Source organism: Rhodococcus sp. NPDC055112, assembly GCF_053607505.1.
This window is the reverse complement of the sequence record NZ_JBSGTR010000001.1, coordinates 207,228-221,463: the sequence shown is the minus strand read 5'-3', so window position 1 is coordinate 221,463 and position 14,236 is coordinate 207,228. Positions and strand designations below refer to the sequence as shown.

At 70.5% G+C, this 14,236-nt stretch carries 16 protein-coding genes and 1 pseudogene; 5 read left to right on the top strand and 12 right to left on the bottom strand.

The window, feature by feature from the left end:
• Positions 1 to 11: 11 nt before the first annotated feature.
• Positions 12 to 1,727 (top strand): FAD-dependent oxidoreductase, encoded by a 1,716-nt coding sequence (locus ACWFRB_RS01040; protein WP_452638166.1) that lies wholly within the window; start codon positions 12 to 14, stop codon positions 1,725 to 1,727.
• Here ACWFRB_RS01040 and ACWFRB_RS01035 read toward each other — a convergent pair.
• From ACWFRB_RS01035 to ACWFRB_RS00990, 10 genes are all read right to left on the bottom strand, one after another.
• Complete coding sequence (locus tag ACWFRB_RS01035) at positions 1,724 to 2,431, bottom strand: phosphatase PAP2 family protein (protein WP_452638164.1); 708 nt, start codon at positions 2,429 to 2,431, stop codon at positions 1,724 to 1,726. The genes ACWFRB_RS01040 and ACWFRB_RS01035 overlap by 4 nt on opposite strands.
• Before the next feature lie 129 nt (positions 2,432 to 2,560).
• On the bottom strand, positions 2,561 to 3,322 hold the full coding sequence (locus ACWFRB_RS01030; protein WP_452638162.1) for an SDR family NAD(P)-dependent oxidoreductase: 762 nt from the start codon (positions 3,320 to 3,322) through the stop codon (positions 2,561 to 2,563).
• A 33-nt stretch (positions 3,323 to 3,355) separates the two neighbouring features.
• Entirely contained in the window at positions 3,356 to 4,138 is a 783-nt protein-coding gene (locus tag ACWFRB_RS01025) for an SDR family oxidoreductase (RefSeq protein ID WP_452638161.1), read from the bottom strand.
• 5 nt (positions 4,139 to 4,143) lie between these two features.
• Positions 4,144 to 4,956, bottom strand: coding sequence for a MaoC/PaaZ C-terminal domain-containing protein (locus tag ACWFRB_RS01020; protein ID WP_452638159.1), 813 nt, complete (start codon positions 4,954 to 4,956; stop codon positions 4,144 to 4,146).
• Positions 4,957 to 4,982: 26 nt separating this feature from the next.
• On the bottom strand, positions 4,983 to 6,161 hold the full coding sequence (locus ACWFRB_RS01015) for a lipid-transfer protein (RefSeq protein ID WP_452638158.1): 1,179 nt from the start codon (positions 6,159 to 6,161) through the stop codon (positions 4,983 to 4,985).
• A complete protein-coding gene (locus ACWFRB_RS01010) occupies positions 6,161 to 6,607 on the bottom strand; it encodes a MaoC family dehydratase (protein WP_452638156.1) in 447 nt (148 codons plus the stop codon). The genes ACWFRB_RS01015 and ACWFRB_RS01010 overlap by 1 nt, the downstream gene beginning before the upstream one ends.
• Positions 6,604 to 7,716, bottom strand: coding sequence for an acyl-CoA dehydrogenase family protein (locus ACWFRB_RS01005; protein WP_452638155.1), 1,113 nt, complete (start codon positions 7,714 to 7,716; stop codon positions 6,604 to 6,606). Before ACWFRB_RS01005 ends, ACWFRB_RS01010 begins: the two co-directional genes overlap by 4 nt.
• On the bottom strand, positions 7,716 to 8,657 hold the full coding sequence (locus ACWFRB_RS01000; RefSeq protein ID WP_452638154.1) for a bifunctional MaoC family dehydratase N-terminal/OB-fold nucleic acid binding domain-containing protein: 942 nt from the start codon (positions 8,655 to 8,657) through the stop codon (positions 7,716 to 7,718). The genes ACWFRB_RS01005 and ACWFRB_RS01000 overlap by 1 nt, the downstream gene beginning before the upstream one ends.
• On the bottom strand, positions 8,654 to 9,820 hold the full coding sequence (locus ACWFRB_RS00995; RefSeq protein ID WP_452638153.1) for an acyl-CoA dehydrogenase family protein: 1,167 nt from the start codon (positions 9,818 to 9,820) through the stop codon (positions 8,654 to 8,656). Before ACWFRB_RS00995 ends, ACWFRB_RS01000 begins: the two co-directional genes overlap by 4 nt.
• 59 nt (positions 9,821 to 9,879) lie before the next feature.
• Entirely contained in the window at positions 9,880 to 11,307 is a 1,428-nt protein-coding gene (locus ACWFRB_RS00990) for an MFS transporter (RefSeq protein WP_452638152.1), read from the bottom strand.
• Between the two features lie 169 nt (positions 11,308 to 11,476).
• Here ACWFRB_RS00990 and ACWFRB_RS00985 point away from each other — a divergent pair, with 169 nt between their 5' ends.
• On the top strand, positions 11,477 to 11,935 hold the full coding sequence (locus ACWFRB_RS00985; protein ID WP_452638150.1) for a nuclear transport factor 2 family protein: 459 nt from the start codon (positions 11,477 to 11,479) through the stop codon (positions 11,933 to 11,935).
• 4 nt (positions 11,936 to 11,939) lie between these two features.
• On the opposite strand, the gene ACWFRB_RS00980 is transcribed toward ACWFRB_RS00985, so the two are convergent.
• Positions 11,940 to 12,242, bottom strand: a complete 303-nt coding sequence (locus ACWFRB_RS00980) for an AzlD domain-containing protein (protein ID WP_037178581.1) — start codon at positions 12,240 to 12,242, stop codon at positions 11,940 to 11,942.
• Positions 12,243 to 12,259: 17 nt separating this feature from the next.
• Positions 12,260 to 12,937: an AzlC family ABC transporter permease gene (locus tag ACWFRB_RS00975; protein WP_452638149.1), complete on the bottom strand. Its 678-nt coding sequence runs from the start codon at positions 12,935 to 12,937 to the stop codon at positions 12,260 to 12,262.
• A gap of 66 nt (positions 12,938 to 13,003) precedes the next feature.
• Here ACWFRB_RS00975 and ACWFRB_RS00970 point away from each other — a divergent pair, with 66 nt between their 5' ends.
• The 3 genes and pseudogenes from ACWFRB_RS00970 to ACWFRB_RS00960 form a co-directional block, all read left to right on the top strand.
• Positions 13,004 to 13,564: a helix-turn-helix domain-containing protein gene (locus ACWFRB_RS00970; protein ID WP_452638148.1), complete on the top strand. Its 561-nt coding sequence runs from the start codon at positions 13,004 to 13,006 to the stop codon at positions 13,562 to 13,564.
• Positions 13,565 to 13,639: 75 nt separating this feature from the next.
• On the top strand, positions 13,640 to 13,798 hold the full coding sequence (locus tag ACWFRB_RS00965) for a hypothetical protein (RefSeq protein WP_452638147.1): 159 nt from the start codon (positions 13,640 to 13,642) through the stop codon (positions 13,796 to 13,798).
• A 32-nt stretch (positions 13,799 to 13,830) separates the two neighbouring features.
• Positions 13,831 to 14,232 (top strand): annotated as a pseudogene (locus tag ACWFRB_RS00960) (DnaJ family domain-containing protein); the annotation flags it as partial.
• Positions 14,233 to 14,236 lie beyond the last annotated feature (4 nt).

The following is a 14,236-nucleotide window of genomic DNA, read 5'->3' as shown; positions in this document are numbered from 1 at the left end:
GAACGACTCTCATGGCATACGTGATCACCCAGGCGTGCTGCAACGACGCCTCCTGCGTTGCGACCTGTCCGGTGAACTGCATCCACCCAACGCCGGACGAGGCGCAGTTCAGGACCACCGAGATGCTGTACATCGAGCCGGACACCTGCATCGACTGCGGGGCCTGTGTCGACGCCTGCCCGGTCGCCGCGATCTTCCCCGCGGACCAGCTCTCCGAGGCGGACGCGCGATACGCGGAGATCAACGCGAACTACTACGAGAAGTACCCGCTGCAGGAGGGCTGGAAGCCCCTCCAACCGACCGAGGCCAAGCGCGTCGATCTCGGCACCCTGCGCGTCGCCATCGTCGGCGCGGGGCCTGCCGCGTCGTATGCCGCGGAGCAGCTCCTCGTGCACTCGGACGTCGAGGTCGAGGTGTTCGAGAAGCTGCCGACCCCGTGGGGGCTGATCCGCGCGGGTGTCGCGCCCGACCACCCCGGCACCAAGGTCATCACCGACGCGTTCGAGTGGACGGCGGCCAAGGCCGGCTTCCAGTTCCACCTCAACGTCGAGGTGGGCAAGCACCTGAGCCACGCCGAGCTGATGGCCAACCATCACGCGGTGATCTACGCGGTGGGCGCCTCCACCGACCGCAGACTCGACATCCCGGGCGAGGACCTGCCCGGCAGCCACGCCGCCACCGAGTTCGTGGCCTGGTACAACGGCCACCCGGACTACGCCGATCGCGAGTTCGACCTGTCCGGCGAGCGCGCGGTCGTCGTCGGCAACGGCAATGTCGCGATCGACGTGGCCCGCGTGCTCACCATGGACATCGACGAGCTCGCCGAGACCGATATCGCAGATCACGCGCTGGAGGCCCTGCGCCACAGCAACATCCGCGAGGTGGTGCTGCTCGGGCGTCGCGGGCCCGCCCAGGCCGCGTACTCCACCCCCGAGTTCCTCGCCCTCGGCGAGCTCGAGAACGTCGACGTGGTGATCGACCCGGCCGAGCTCGAGCTCGACGAGCTCAGCGCCCGCCTGCTCGAGAGCGGCGAGTACGAACCGTCCACCGAGTTCAAGGTGCAGCTCGCCCGCGAGTTCGCCGAACGCACGAGCACTCCCGGTCGTAAGCGGATCGTCTTCCGCTACCTGGCCTCGCCGACGGCCCTGCTCGGCGCCGACCGCGTCGAGGCCGTCACCGTCGCGCGCAACGAGCTGGTCGCCGGGGACGACGGTGCGCCGAGCGCCCGGCCGACCGCGGACTCCGAGACGCTGGAGGCGTCCCTGGTCCTGCGCTCGATCGGCTACCGCGGGCGGCCGCTCGCGGGCGTCCCGTTCGACGAGCGTCGCGGCACCATCCCCAACGACAACGGCCGGGTGCTCGATTCCGCCGGGGGTGCGCCCGTCGACGGCGTCTACGTCACCGGCTGGATCAAGCGCGGACCGTCGGGCGTGATCGGAACCAACAAGGCCTGCGCCAAGGAGACCGTGCGCGGGCTGCTCGAGGACTTCCAGTCCGGCGGCCTCAGCCGACCGGTCGGCACCCGCAAGGACCTGACCAAGCTGGTCGCGCAGCGCCAGCCCGCCCGGATCGACTACCGCGGCTGGCAGGCGATCGACGCCGCCGAGCGCGCCGGTGGCGCCGCATCCGGTCGGCCGCGCGTCAAGATCACCGATGTCGACGAGATGCTCGGCTTAGCAAAGGCGCTGCGCGCCCGTGCGTGGTTGCCGAGTCCACAGACTCGCTAACCGCGCACGGGCTCCCTGCCGCCGAGCCCGACCCGCCGCACCAGGTGCGCGGTCACCGGGGTCAGCACGATCGCGACGGCCACCACGATCGACGCGCCGAACACCAGGCCGGCCGCGACATCGTGGGGGTAGTGCACGCCGCTGACGACGCGCAGCATCGCGACCACGACCGCCGACGCGGCGGCGAGCACGCACAGCCAAACCCGACGCGCGGCGTAGGAGGCGAGCACCACCGCGGCCGCCAGCGCGGCGGCGATGCCCGAGTGGTTGCTCGGGAACGACCAGTCCCCCATCGGCGGACACTCGGCGAGGGCGTGCACCCCGGGGACCGCCGTGCACGGCCGCTCCTCGGTGACCACCGACTTCACCGCGAGCGTCGCGAGCGCCGACGCCGCCGCACCCGCGCCGCCGGCGAGCCCGACCGCGAGGGTGTTGGTGTCGCCGCGACCCCACCACAGCGCCGCCGCGAGCATGGCCGCGAGCGCGAACAACAGCGCCTCCGCCGCCAGTTCGGTGAGGGTGCCCATCTCGCTCGGCCACGAGCTGGTGACGGCGTCGACCTGTCGGTACAGCGACGTCGAGGCGCCGAACACCGGGTTGGTCGCGACCTCGGACGGGCCGAACAACGCGAGGATCCCGGCGGCGAGGATCAGGGCGGCAACGGCAAGCGGCCAGTGCCGCGGTGGGTGGAATTGATCGCGCATCCGCGCGAATCTACTGAGCGAAACTGGCAGGAAACTGAGAACGGCTGGTAGGCGACGGATAGGTGAACAACACCCCTACGGGATCGGGCAGGCCTTCGTGCCGCCCGGCCCCGCAGGGGCGACGCGGGCCTACCCCCAGCGGGACTGGCCGCCGTCGAGCGGGATGGTGGCGCCGGTGAGGTAGCGGGCGTCCTCGCCGACCAGGAACACCACGGCCCGGCCGATGTCGGCCTCCGGCTCGCCGACACGGCCGAGCGGGATGCCCGCGACGAACTCGGCGGCCTCCTCCGGATTCTTGCCCATCCACCACTTCAGCGCGGGCGTGAGCGCATGCGGGGCAACGTTGTTCACGCGGATGCCGTCGCGGCCCCACTCGGAGGCGGCGGCGCGGGTGAGCACCCGCATGCCCTCCTTGATGGAGCCGTACACGCCGTAACCGCCTGCGTCCCACCGGACCGCCGCCGAGGTCACCAGATTGATGATCGAGCCGCCGCCACGCGCGACCATGTGCGGATGGCAGGCCTGCATCAGCCGCAGCGTCGCGAGCGGTCCGGAGGCAAACGCCTTCTCGAACTCCCCGTCCTTGACGTCGAGCAGCTTGCCGGGCATGGCGTCGTTGGCGTTGTTCACCAGGATGTCGACGCCGCCGAGTTCGGTGACGGTCTTGTCCACCGCCGCCGCGATGTCGCCGCTGTCGGAGACGTCGCAGCGCACGGGGATCGCGGTGCCCCCGAACTCACGGATCGCCGCGACCGTGGCGTCGAGCTTGGACTCGGTCCGTCCGGCCACCGCGATCGCGACGCCCTCCTTGGCGAGGGCGAACGAGATGCCCTGACCGATCCCCTGACCCGCGCCGGTGATCAGCGCGACCTTTCCGTCCAGAGTCCCCATGTGCAGTGTCCGATCTGTGAGGGTGCGTGCGGCTCAGCCGAGTTCGGGATGAGTGGCAATGTAGCGCGCCGGGTACTCGCCGCCACCGTGAACGGCGATGTCGGCCCCGTTCACGTACGAGGACAGCGGCCCGCCGAGGAACAAGCAGGCGCCGGCGATGTCCGCGGGCACCGCCATCCGGCCGATCGGAAGCGTGCGGGTGACCGCCGCTCCCCCGTCCGCGCCGTACACCGACGCGGCGGCCTCCGTGCGGATCAGCCCGGTGGTGATGTGGTTGACCCGGACCTTCGGCGCCCACTCGAGCGCCAGGGCCCTGGTCAGCACCAGCAGCCCACCCTTGGCCGCCGAGTACGCGGCGGTGCCGGGCTGTGGGTCGTGCGCGGAGACCGAGCCGATGTTGATGATCGACCCGCCCTCCTCCTGTGCCTGCATCAACCGGTTTGCGGCCTGCGCAACGTAGAAGGGCGCCAACAGGTTCAGCGCGACGATCTTCTCCACGAACCGCGGCGAGACCTCGGCGGCGTCGGCATCGGGCGAGCCACCGGCGTTGTTGACCAGCACGTCCAGCCGACCCATCGCCCGATGCGCGTCCTCGACCATCGCCCGGACCGCATCCGGGTCACGCACGTCGACGGACCGGAACTCGGCGCGGCGACCATCCGCCTCCGGCAGCTCGTCCGGTTCCGTGCGGGCGCACACCAGCACCCGCGCGCCTGCGGCCAGGAACGTCTCGGCGACCACGCGCCCGATGCCCTTGGTGCCACCGGTCACCAGGACGGCGCGGCCCTCGAAGTCGGCGGGATTCGCGACACCCATCGCGGTCAGCCCGCGAATCGGGCGCGCGCGCCTGCGATCGCCACGGTGTCCGTACCGACCTCGAACTCGACCGCGTCGCCGTCGCGCCAGCCGCGCACGGGCAGGACCTGGCCGGGGAACACGGGCGCGGAGAACCGACCCGACAGCTCCACCAGGTCGGCGGGGTGCGCACCGAGCGCGCGCGCCAGCGGCAGGGTGCTCGCGGCCAGGGTGCACAGGCCCTGCAGGATCGGCCGCGGCTGGCCGATGCGCTCGGCGGCGGCCGGGTCGATGTGGATGTGGTGGAGATCGCCGGTCAACCGGTAGAGCGCGGCCTGGGTCTCGAAGGTCGCCAGCTCCGTCGACAGGTTCGGCTCACCCTCCGGCGCCGGGGGCTTGGACGGGCCCCGCTCGCCGCCGAATCCGCCGTAGCCGGGCGCGAACAGCGACCAGGTCGCCACGAAGTACTCACACTCGACGCGCACCTCGAACACCGCGGCGGCGCCCTTGTCCCAGACCTCGCCGACGGAGGCGGTCAGGCTCAGCTCGCCGCTGCGCGGCAGTGGCTTGAGCACCTTCAGTTCCTGCGACCCGTGCAGCGCGGTCTTGGTGTCGAAGGCGCCGCGCGAGCCCAGCTCGTCGGGGGCCCACTGCGCCAGCGTCAGCGCGAACGTCGGCAGCACCCGGAGCCGGTCCTCGAACACCAGGTCCAGCTCGGTGGCCTCGGCCCCGACCGCGAGCGCGTACAAGATCGCGTCACGCTCGGTGTAGGTCACCGTGCGGGTGCCGAGGTCGACCCCGCGCCACGCGCCGGCCGGCTTGTGCTCCACTGCCGTCATTCTTCGGTCCTTCCAGATGTTTCGGGTCAGGCGGCGCCGAGAATCAGACCGCTCGTGGGAACCGCGGTTCCCGCCGTGACGATCACGTTCTCGACCCCCTCGGGCTGGTTGGTGGACGTGCCCCGCAGCAACCGGACCGCCTCGGCGATGCCGTTGACGCCGTGCAGGTACGCCTCACCGACCTGGCCGCCGTGCGTGTTGCTCGGCAGCCGTCCACCGATCTCCAGATTGCCCTCGCGGATGAAGTCCTTGGCCTCGCCGATAGGGCAGAAACCGAGTTCCTCGAGCTGCGGGAGCACCAGAGGGGTGAAGTGGTCGTAGAGGATCGCGGCGTTGATGTCGTCCGGCGTCAGACCGCTCTGACCGTAGAGCTGACGACCGACCAGACCCATCTCCGGGATGCCTGCGATGTCGGGGCGGTAGTAGCTGGTCATCATGTGCTGGTCCTTACCCGAACCCTGCGCGGCACCCTTGACGATCGCGGGCTTGTGGCGCAGGTCCCTTGCACGCTCGGCAGAGACGATGACGAGGGCCTGGCCACCGTCGGTCTCCTGACAGCAGTCGAGCAGGTGCAGTGGCTCGGCGATCCACCGGGAGTTCTGGTGGTCCTCGAGCGTGATGGGCTTGCCGTAGAACCACGCGGCGGGGTTGTTCGCGGCATGCTTGCGCGCCACGACGGCGACCCGACCGAAATCCTCACTCGTCGCACCGTACTGGTGCATATACCGCCGGGCGAACATCGCGACCCACTGGGCGGGAGTCGCCAGACCCTGCGGGGTCAGCCATGCGTACGCGGCCCGATCGGCGGTGCTGTCCATGGGCCGGTCGTGCTGGCCGAGACCGAACCGGACCCCGGAACGCTCGTTGAACGCGCGGTAGCAGACCACCACGTCGGCGACACCGGTCGCGACGGCCATCGCCGCCTGCTGCACCGTGGCGCACGCCGCGCCGCCGCCGTAACCGATCCGGGAGAAGAACTTGAGCTCGCCGAGGCCGCAGTTGCGGGCGACGAGGATCTCGCCGTTGGTCTCCATCGTGTAGGTGGCGAGACCGTCGACCTCGGACGGGTCGATCCCCGCGTCGGCGAGCGCCGCGGTGACGGCCTCGCACGCGAGCTGCAGCTCGGAGCGGCCGGACTCCTTCGAGAACTCGGTGGCACCGATGCCGACGATCGCGGCGGCACCCGAGAGTGGGCTGACGGCCATCAGGCGTCCTTCCCTTCGACGGCGGGGTACGCGACGGTGACGGTGCCGGACAGGTGGTTGCCGAGGCTGTTGGCGCCCTGCACCTTCACCTCGACGATGCCGTTCTCGGCCGAGACCACCTCGCCGGTCATGGTCATCGTGTCGCCCGGGTAGTTCGGGGCACCGAGGCGGATCTTCACCCGGCGCACAGTCGCGAAGGGCCCCGCCCAGTGGGTGACGAACCTCCCCGCAAGACCGTTGCTGGTGAGGATGTTCATGAACACGTCCTTCGAGCCGCGCTCGCGCGCCAGCTCGGGATCGTGGTGCACGTCCTGGAAGTCGCGCGTCGCGATCGCGGTGGCCACGATGAGCGTGCGGGTGAGCGGGATCGCCAGCTCGGGCAGCACCTCCCCGACCGCGATGTCGTCGTAGCTGCGCCCGGTCAGCGCAGGTGCGGTGGCGGTCACGCGACCACCTCGACGCCCGCCGCGAGCTGCGCTCCGAGGCGGGCGAGATCGGACGCGGCCCCGCCGAGGGTGGCGCCGATCTGCTTGCCCCACAGCAGGTGCCGGTGCACCGGGTAGTCGGTGTCGACGCCCATGCCGCCGTGCACATGGGTGGTGCGGTGCACCACGCGCTGGCCTCCGTCGGTGGCCCACCACTTGGCGACGAGCACCGACGTGCCGAGCTCCTTGCCCTCCGCGATCCGCCACGCCGCCTGCCACAGTGTCACCCGCATGGCCTCGAGGTCGATGTAGCAGTCGGCCAGCTGATGATTGACGGCCTGGAACGTCGCGAGCGGACGCCCGAACTGCATGCGGCCGTTGAGGTACGTGACGGCCTGCTGCACGGCGCCGGAGCCGACACCGAGCTGGATCGCGGCGAGCGCGAGCTCGACGCGGCCCTGCAGCCACTGGGCGGTGCTGCCGTCCGCGGGGCCGAGCAGCTCCGCGGGAGCCGACTCGAGCGTGACGTTGCCGCAGATCTCCCAGTTGGTGGACTGCGTCTGCTCCACCGTGACACCGTCGGCCGTCAGGTCGACGACGAACAGCGCCGGACCGGACGGCGTGGTGGCCGAGACGATCGCGCGGTCCGCGACGTGCGTGATCGGGACGACGGCCTTGGCGCCGGTCAGTGACCACCGGCCGCCTGCCTCGGTGGCCGTGGTCTGCGGGTCGCCCGCGATGTACGGGCCGAACTCCTCGAGACCGATCGTCAGGAAGGTGGCGCCCTCGGCGACACCGGGGACCAGCGCGGTCCGCTGCTCGTCGGTGCCGAACTCGGCCACCGCGAGGGCCGCGAGGGCCGACTGCCAGATCGGCACGGGCGCGACGTGCCTGCCCTGCTGCTCGAGCAGTACGTACAGCTCGGACAGGCCCATGCCGCCGCCGCCGAGATCCTCGGGCAGGGCGATACCGAGCAGTCCCGTGGTCGCGAGTTCGCGCCACAGCTCGCGGTCGATGCGCTCGTCGCTCAATTCGACCTGCTTGACCCGATCGATGTCGGCCTTGCTGGTGAAGACCTCGTCGGCGAGGTTGCGAATCGCCTCTTGCTCTTCGCTGAAGTTGAAGTCCATCAGTGCTCCTCCCGTGCGGCCGGACGGAACGCGGGCAGCGTCAGATCCGGGTCGGCGTCGATCCAGTCCAGTTCCACCGGCATGCCGATCTCGACATCGTCCGGCTCGACGCCGGTCATGTTCGCGATCAGGCGGGTGCCTTCTTCGAGTTCGATGGTCGCCACGACGAGCGGGTACTCGAACCCGGGGATCTGCGGGTGGTGGTTGACGACAAAGCTGTAGACGGTGCCGCGGCCCGCGGCGTCGACGGTGTCCCACTCGAGCGAGCGGCAGGCACCGCACATCGGTCCGGTGGGATGGCGCAGCGTCCCGCAGGCGGTGCAGCGCTGGATCACCAGGCGGTGTGCCTTGGCGGCCTCGAACCAGAAGGCGTTGTCGGCGTTGAGCGCCGGACGCGGCCGCAGGCCCGTGGGTCCTTCAGCAGCCTTGGGTTTGAATCGCAGTGTGCGCCACCGCTGGGTCGCGACGACCTCGTCACCACTGTCGCGGCGGTATGTCTTGAGCGTCGTGACGAAGTGCCCGACACCGAGGCCCGTCTTCTTCTCCTCGGAGATCGACTCGATCACCTCGGTGAGCGAAACCCGGTCGCCGGGGAGCAGTTCCATGAAGAACTCGAAGTCCGAGTCGGTCGCGACGACTGAGGTGAAGCCCGCGTCGTCGAGCGTGGCGATCAGGTCGGTCCACACCTGCGACGGATCGTTGTTCGCCATCTTGTCGTTGTACGTGCGCATGGTCCACACCTGAGCCATCAGCGCGGGCGCGACGGCACCGTCCCGCCCGGTGGCGCGGGCTGCCTCGTCGTCGAGGTAGACGGGGCTGGTGTCGCCCATCGTCTCGACCCAGTGCCGGATCATCGGGGTGTTGACCGGGTCCGGCCCCCAGGTGGTGGGGGTCAGTACCTGACCCTCGAATGCCTTTAGTTCGGTGAGGAATTCACTCACTTGACCCTCTTCTCACGCACGAGGCCAAGGCCCATGGTGCCGACCATGTCGCGCAGCACCTCGTTGACGCCACCCCCGAAGGTGTTGACCATGCCCTGCCGGGAGATCTGCTCGATCTGACCGGCCAGCAACGCGCCCGGCGAGTCCGGCCGGATGCGGCCCGCGGCACCGAGGATGCCGAGCAGCGTGCGGTACACGTCGATATGGGTCTCGGTGCCGTACGCCTTGGTGGCGCCGGCGTCCGCACCGGACAGCGTGTCCGCCGCGACGGCCGCCGTCATCTTCCAGTTCAGCAGGCGCATGGCCTCGAGCTTGGCGTGGGTGCGGGCGAATTCCTGCTGCACCCATGGGATCTCGATGGCGCCGTTCCCCTTGGCCCAGTCCAGCACCTGGTGCCACAGGCCATAGGTACGGCCACCGATCGCGGCGAGACCGATGCGCTCGTGGTTGAGCTGCGCGGCGATCAGCTGCCAGCCGCCGTTGACCTCACCGATGACGTCCTTCTGCGGAATGCGGATGCCGCTGTAGTACGTCGAGGTGACCATGAGTCCGCCGACGGTGTTGATCGGTGACCACGAGAAGCCGGGGTCGTCGGTCGGCACGACCAGGATCGAGATGCCCTTGTGCTTGGGCGCCTCCGGATCCGTGCGGCACGCGAGCCACACGAAGTCGGCGGTGTTCGCGCCCGAGGTGAAGATCTTGTTGCCGTCGACCACCCACTCCTCGCCGTCGAGGACGGCGCGGGTCTTGAGCGAGGCGAGGTCGGTGCCGGCCTCGGGCTCGGTGTAGCCGATCGCGAAGACGATGTCGCCCGCGAGGATCCCAGGCAGGAAGCGTTCCTTCTGCTCCTCGGTGCCGTACTTCATCAGCGTCGGGCCGACGGTGTTCACCGTGACGAACGGGAAGGGCAGGCCGGCGCGCTGCACCTCGTCGAAGAACACGAACTGCTCCTCGATGGAGCGGCCCTGTCCGCCGTACTCGACCGGCCACCCGATGCCGAGCCAGCCGTCGCGGCCGAGCAGCCGGACGACCTCGCGGAAGTTCCCGCCGCCGACACCCTGCTCACCGGCCGTGCGACGCTGCTGCTCCGGCAGCAGTGTGGCGAAATACGCGCGCAGCTCGCGGCGCAGCTCGGTCTGCGCGGCAGACTCCATCAGATCCATTGATGCTCTCCCCAATCTCGCGGCGTGCGCAGATCACGTGCGCTCGCGCGAGTGGGACGCTACGGAGCGGCGCTGATCCGGTCCGGTTCAGTCTCACTCAGCGGTAGGCCCTGCGGGCGGTGTTCGTCGCCAGGGATGAACACGCCGACGAGCAGTGCGACCAGCGCCGCGGCCGATCCGATCCCGAACACCAGCGCGTATGCGCCTGCCGTCGGGAACTCCACGCCCGCGACCTGCATCATCGATGCCGTGGTGACCGCAGCGACGACCGCGCTGCACGCGGAGGTGCCGATGGATCGGGCCAGCGAGTTGAGGCTGTTCGCGGCCGCGGTCTCGGACACCGGCACGGCGCGCATGATCATCGCCGGGACCGCCCCGTAGGCGAAGGCGGCGCCGATCGCGGTCACCGCGATGCACGCGACGATCACGCCCAGCTGGTGCGGCACCAGTGCGCGGGTGAGGTTGGCGACCAGCAGGATCCCGGCGCCGAGAAGGAACGTCGTCCGCGGCCCCCTGCGCCGCGAGATGTGCGCGGACACCGGCGAGAAGGCGATCATCATCAGGCCGCCGGGCAGCAGCGCGATCCCGCTGAGCGTCAGCGACATCCCGTATCCGTACCCCGTCGCGAACGGTGCCTGGAAGATCTGGGCGCTCACCATGAACGAGGTGAACATGGCGAAGCCGATCAGGATCGAGGCGATGTTCGTCAGCAGCACCTGCCGTCGAGCGGAGACGCGCAGGTCCACCAGCGGGCGCTTGACCCCTGTCGAGGCCAGCCGCAACTCGTAGACGCCCCAGAGCAGGAACAGCGCGGTCGACCCCGCGAACAGCCCGAGGACCACCGCGCTCGACCAACCCCAGTTGTTGCCCTGCGTCACAGCGAGCAGCAGGCAGATCAGCGCCGCGGACAGCCCCACCGCCCCCACCAGGTCGAACCTCCCGCCGGTCCGCACCGGCGATTCTGGCACCAGCGCCCAGACGGTGACGATCTCGACGATGCCGAGCACGGCGGCGCCGCCGAAGAGCCAATGCCAGCTCAGGTGCTCCGCGACCACGCCGGTCAGCGGCAGCCCGATGGCGCCGCCGGCGCCGAGGGTCGAGCTCATCAACGCGATGCCCGAGCCGACCCGATCCGCGGGCAGCTCGTCGCGCATGATGCTGATGCCGAGCGGGATGACGCCCATCGCGGCGCCCTGCAGCGCACGGGCGACGAGCACCACCGCGAACTCGTCGGAGACCGCACCGAGGGCGCTGCCCAGCACCATCACGGCCAGCGCGATCAGCAGCATCCTGCGCTTGCCGAACATGTCGCCGAGCCGGCCCAGCACGGGAGCGCAGACCGCGCCCGCGATCAGGGTCGCGGTCACCAGCCAGGCCGCGTTCGAGGCGGAGGTGTTCAGCAGCCGCGGGAACTCGGGCAGCAGCGGCATCACGATCGTCTGCATCAGCGAGACCGCGATGCCGCAGGAGGCCAGGGCGATGACCACGAGTCGGGCGGAAGTCGGCCGCCCGACAATCGGTTGTGTGGCCAACATTCCTCCAGACAGAGTTCTCGACCCCGATCATGCGCCCCCGTAGCCGAATCCCGGGGCGCTTTTCCCGCTCAGCGGGCACGGACGCGGTCCGCACCCGCAGCCCGCGTCGCATACTCGGGGCATGAGCACTCAAAACCACACCGACCGACTCGATCTCGCCGATCTGGTCGGACGATACGCGGCGGCGGTGGACGGCCGCGACACCGCCGCCCTGGCCGCGCTGTTCACCACGGACGCCGAGTTCGTTCAGCCCGCCGCGATCGTCCGGCGCGGCCAGAGCCCCACCGTCGCGGGCCCCGAGCAGATCGCCGCTACGGTGCTCGGGGCGGTCGGGCACCTGCACTCGACGCATCACGCGGTCGGGCAGCAGGTGCTCACCGTGGACGGCGCCGCCGCGGACGGACTGGTCTACTGCCAGGCGCACCACATCTACCGGGTCGAGGACGGGTTCCGCGACAACAGCCTCGCCATCCGCTACCGGGACAGCTACCGGCGCGTGGACGGTCGATGGCTGGTCGCGCGCCGCGAGCTGACCGTCGACTTCGCCGAGGACCGACCGGTGACGGTGCCGGGCGCCTGAGCCGTCAGGGGACGCCGAGCAGGCGCAGTCCTGCTGCCGTCGCCGCGGCGGCGAGCACGGCCACGAGGAAGGGCGCCTTGCGCCAGGCGAGCACCCCACCGACCAGCACGCCCAGCGGTCGCGCGATGCCCGCCGCCCCGTGGTCCTGCGTCAGCGCAGTGGTGGCGGCGACCGCGACCAGCAACACCACCGCCGCCGTGCCCATCAGCTTCTCCACCCGATCCGGCACCACCACCCTCGTCCGCAGCGCGGGACCCGCGAAGCGGAATGCGAACGTTCCCGCCGCCAATACGAGTACCGAAACCATCAGTACCGCAGATACGTTCACCGAACCGCCGCCTTTCGCGCGCCGCCCGCGCAGAGCCCGACGAGCGCCAGCAACACCGGGATGCCCGCGGGCAGGAACGGTGTCGTTGCCAGCGCCACGCCCGCGCCGACCAGTGCCGCCCGGGCGGTGGCCAGATCCCGCAGCGCCGGAATCACCAGCGCCAGTAGCACCGTGGGGAACATCGCGTCCAGCCCGAGCACGTCCGTGTCGCCGATGACACTGCCCGCGGTCGCGCCGATCAGCGCCCCGGCGGGCCAGCAGACCAGGATCCCGATGCCGCACAGCCAGTAGGCGGCGCGCCTGCGCGCCGGTTCGTCCTGACCGAGCGCGAAGACCGCGCTCTCGTCGTTGAGGATGTGGCTGCCCAGCAGCCGTCGCCAGCCGCCGCCGGTCACGCCGCCGACAGCCAGGCCGAACGGCAGGTGCCGCGCGTTGACGAGCAGTCCCGCGGCGAGCGCCGCGAGCGGGCTCCCGCCCGCCGCGACGATGCCGACGAACAGGAATTCCGATGCGCCTGCGAGGACGAGCCCGGCCATCAGCACGGGCAGCCACGGCGCGAACCCGAGACCGACCGCGATGGCGCCGTAGGACACGCCGACGATCCCGTCGGCGAGGCACACCAGGGCGATATCTGCCCGGAGCCCGCGATCAAGTGTTCGCCATGTCGAACGCATGACTTTTATAATGAACAGATGACAAGTGTTCGTCAAGTCGAACAATACGACCGATAGAGTGAACGCATGGCATCGGAGGGAAAGGCACCGCTGGACGTCATCGCGGCGTCGCTGCGACAGGAACGCGAGCGGGCCGGGCTCTCGCTGACCGAAGTGGCCCGCCGGGCCGGGGTCGCAAAATCCACCCTGTCCCAGCTCGAGTCCGGCAGCGGGAACCCCAGCGTGGAGACCCTCTGGGCGCTCTGCGTGGCCCTCGACATCCAGTTCTCCCGGCTCATCGACCCACCCAGACCGCGCGTCCGGGTGATCCGCGCGGACGAAGGCCCCGCAGTGCACTCCGACCGGTCCGACTACCAGGCCACGCTGGTGGCGTCGTGTCCGCCGAACGCGCGCCGCGACATCTACCGCCTCTCGATCGAACCCGGCCCCGCGCGCGAGGCCGAGCCACACCCACCCGGCGTCGTCGAGCACGTGGTGCTCAGCGCCGGCCGGGCACTGGTCGGCCTCGCAGGCAGTCCCGTGGAGCTCGGGCCAGGCGACTACATCTCGTACCCGGGCGATGCCGCCCACGTCTTCCAGGCCCTGGAGCCAGGGACACGGGCAGTGCTGGTGTCCGAGCACACCTGAGTTCCCGATCTCACGTCCCGGCTGCCGCTCGAAAATGCCTCGACCGGAACCGAATCCCGCCGGCGTGCGTCCAACGTGCTCGGCGTCGCCTATGGCGTGGTCGCGATGCTCGCGGACACCCCCGTGTGGCTGGACCGGGGCGTCGCCATGGGTCTCACCGTCTTCTGCGCGACCAGGGCGAACGTGTACGTCTACGAGAAGAAGGTCCTCGGCGAGCACACCTGGTGGCTGTAGCCGGTGCATCGGGATCGGTGCATCCTGGAGGCATGACCGAACGCAAGCCCTGGGACGTCCCGTTCGAGTCGTGGGTCGAGCGTCAGATCCGGGTCGCCCAGGAACGCGGCGACTTCGACGACCTGCCCGGCGCGGGCAAGCCCATCCCGCACCTCGCCGACGACGACGAGCTGTGGTGGGTGAAGAACAAGCTGCGGGCCGAGGGACTGTCCACCGAGGCGCTGCTGCCGCCATCGCTACAGCTGCGGCGCGAGGTCGCGCGACTGCCCGAGACGGTCGGGGACCTGCCGACGGAGGCCGACGTGCGGGAGGCCGTCGCGGACCTGAACCGTCGCATCGCCGACTACCTGCGCGCCCCCAGCGCGCCCCGGGTGCCGGTGCACCGGGTGGACGTCGAGGCGACAGTGGCCGGGTGGCGATCCGGCCGCAGGCCCCGGA

Coding starts and splice junctions, on each gene's coding strand:
- ACWFRB_RS00975 (WP_452638149.1), bottom strand. CDS start 12,937: ATGCGTTCGACATGGCGAACACTTGATCGCGGGCTCCGGGCAGATATC.
- ACWFRB_RS00980 (WP_037178581.1), bottom strand. CDS start 12,242: ATGGTTTCGGTACTCGTATTGGCGGCGGGAACGTTCGCATTCCGCTTC.
- ACWFRB_RS00995 (WP_452638153.1), bottom strand. CDS start 9,820: ATGGATCTGATGGAGTCTGCCGCGCAGACCGAGCTGCGCCGCGAGCTG.
- ACWFRB_RS01015 (WP_452638158.1), bottom strand. CDS start 6,161: ATGGCCGTCAGCCCACTCTCGGGTGCCGCCGCGATCGTCGGCATCGGT.
- ACWFRB_RS01035 (WP_452638164.1), bottom strand. CDS start 2,431: ATGCGCGATCAATTCCACCCACCGCGGCACTGGCCGCTTGCCGTTGCC.
- ACWFRB_RS01025 (WP_452638161.1), bottom strand. CDS start 4,138: ATGGGTGTCGCGAATCCCGCCGACTTCGAGGGCCGCGCCGTCCTGGTG.
- ACWFRB_RS01020 (WP_452638159.1), bottom strand. CDS start 4,956: ATGACGGCAGTGGAGCACAAGCCGGCCGGCGCGTGGCGCGGGGTCGAC.
- ACWFRB_RS01040 (WP_452638166.1), top strand. CDS start 12: ATGGCATACGTGATCACCCAGGCGTGCTGCAACGACGCCTCCTGCGTT.
- ACWFRB_RS01005 (WP_452638155.1), bottom strand. CDS start 7,716: ATGGACTTCAACTTCAGCGAAGAGCAAGAGGCGATTCGCAACCTCGCC.
- ACWFRB_RS00985 (WP_452638150.1), top strand. CDS start 11,477: ATGAGCACTCAAAACCACACCGACCGACTCGATCTCGCCGATCTGGTC.
- ACWFRB_RS01030 (WP_452638162.1), bottom strand. CDS start 3,322: ATGGGGACTCTGGACGGAAAGGTCGCGCTGATCACCGGCGCGGGTCAG.
- ACWFRB_RS00970 (WP_452638148.1), top strand. CDS start 13,004: ATGGCATCGGAGGGAAAGGCACCGCTGGACGTCATCGCGGCGTCGCTG.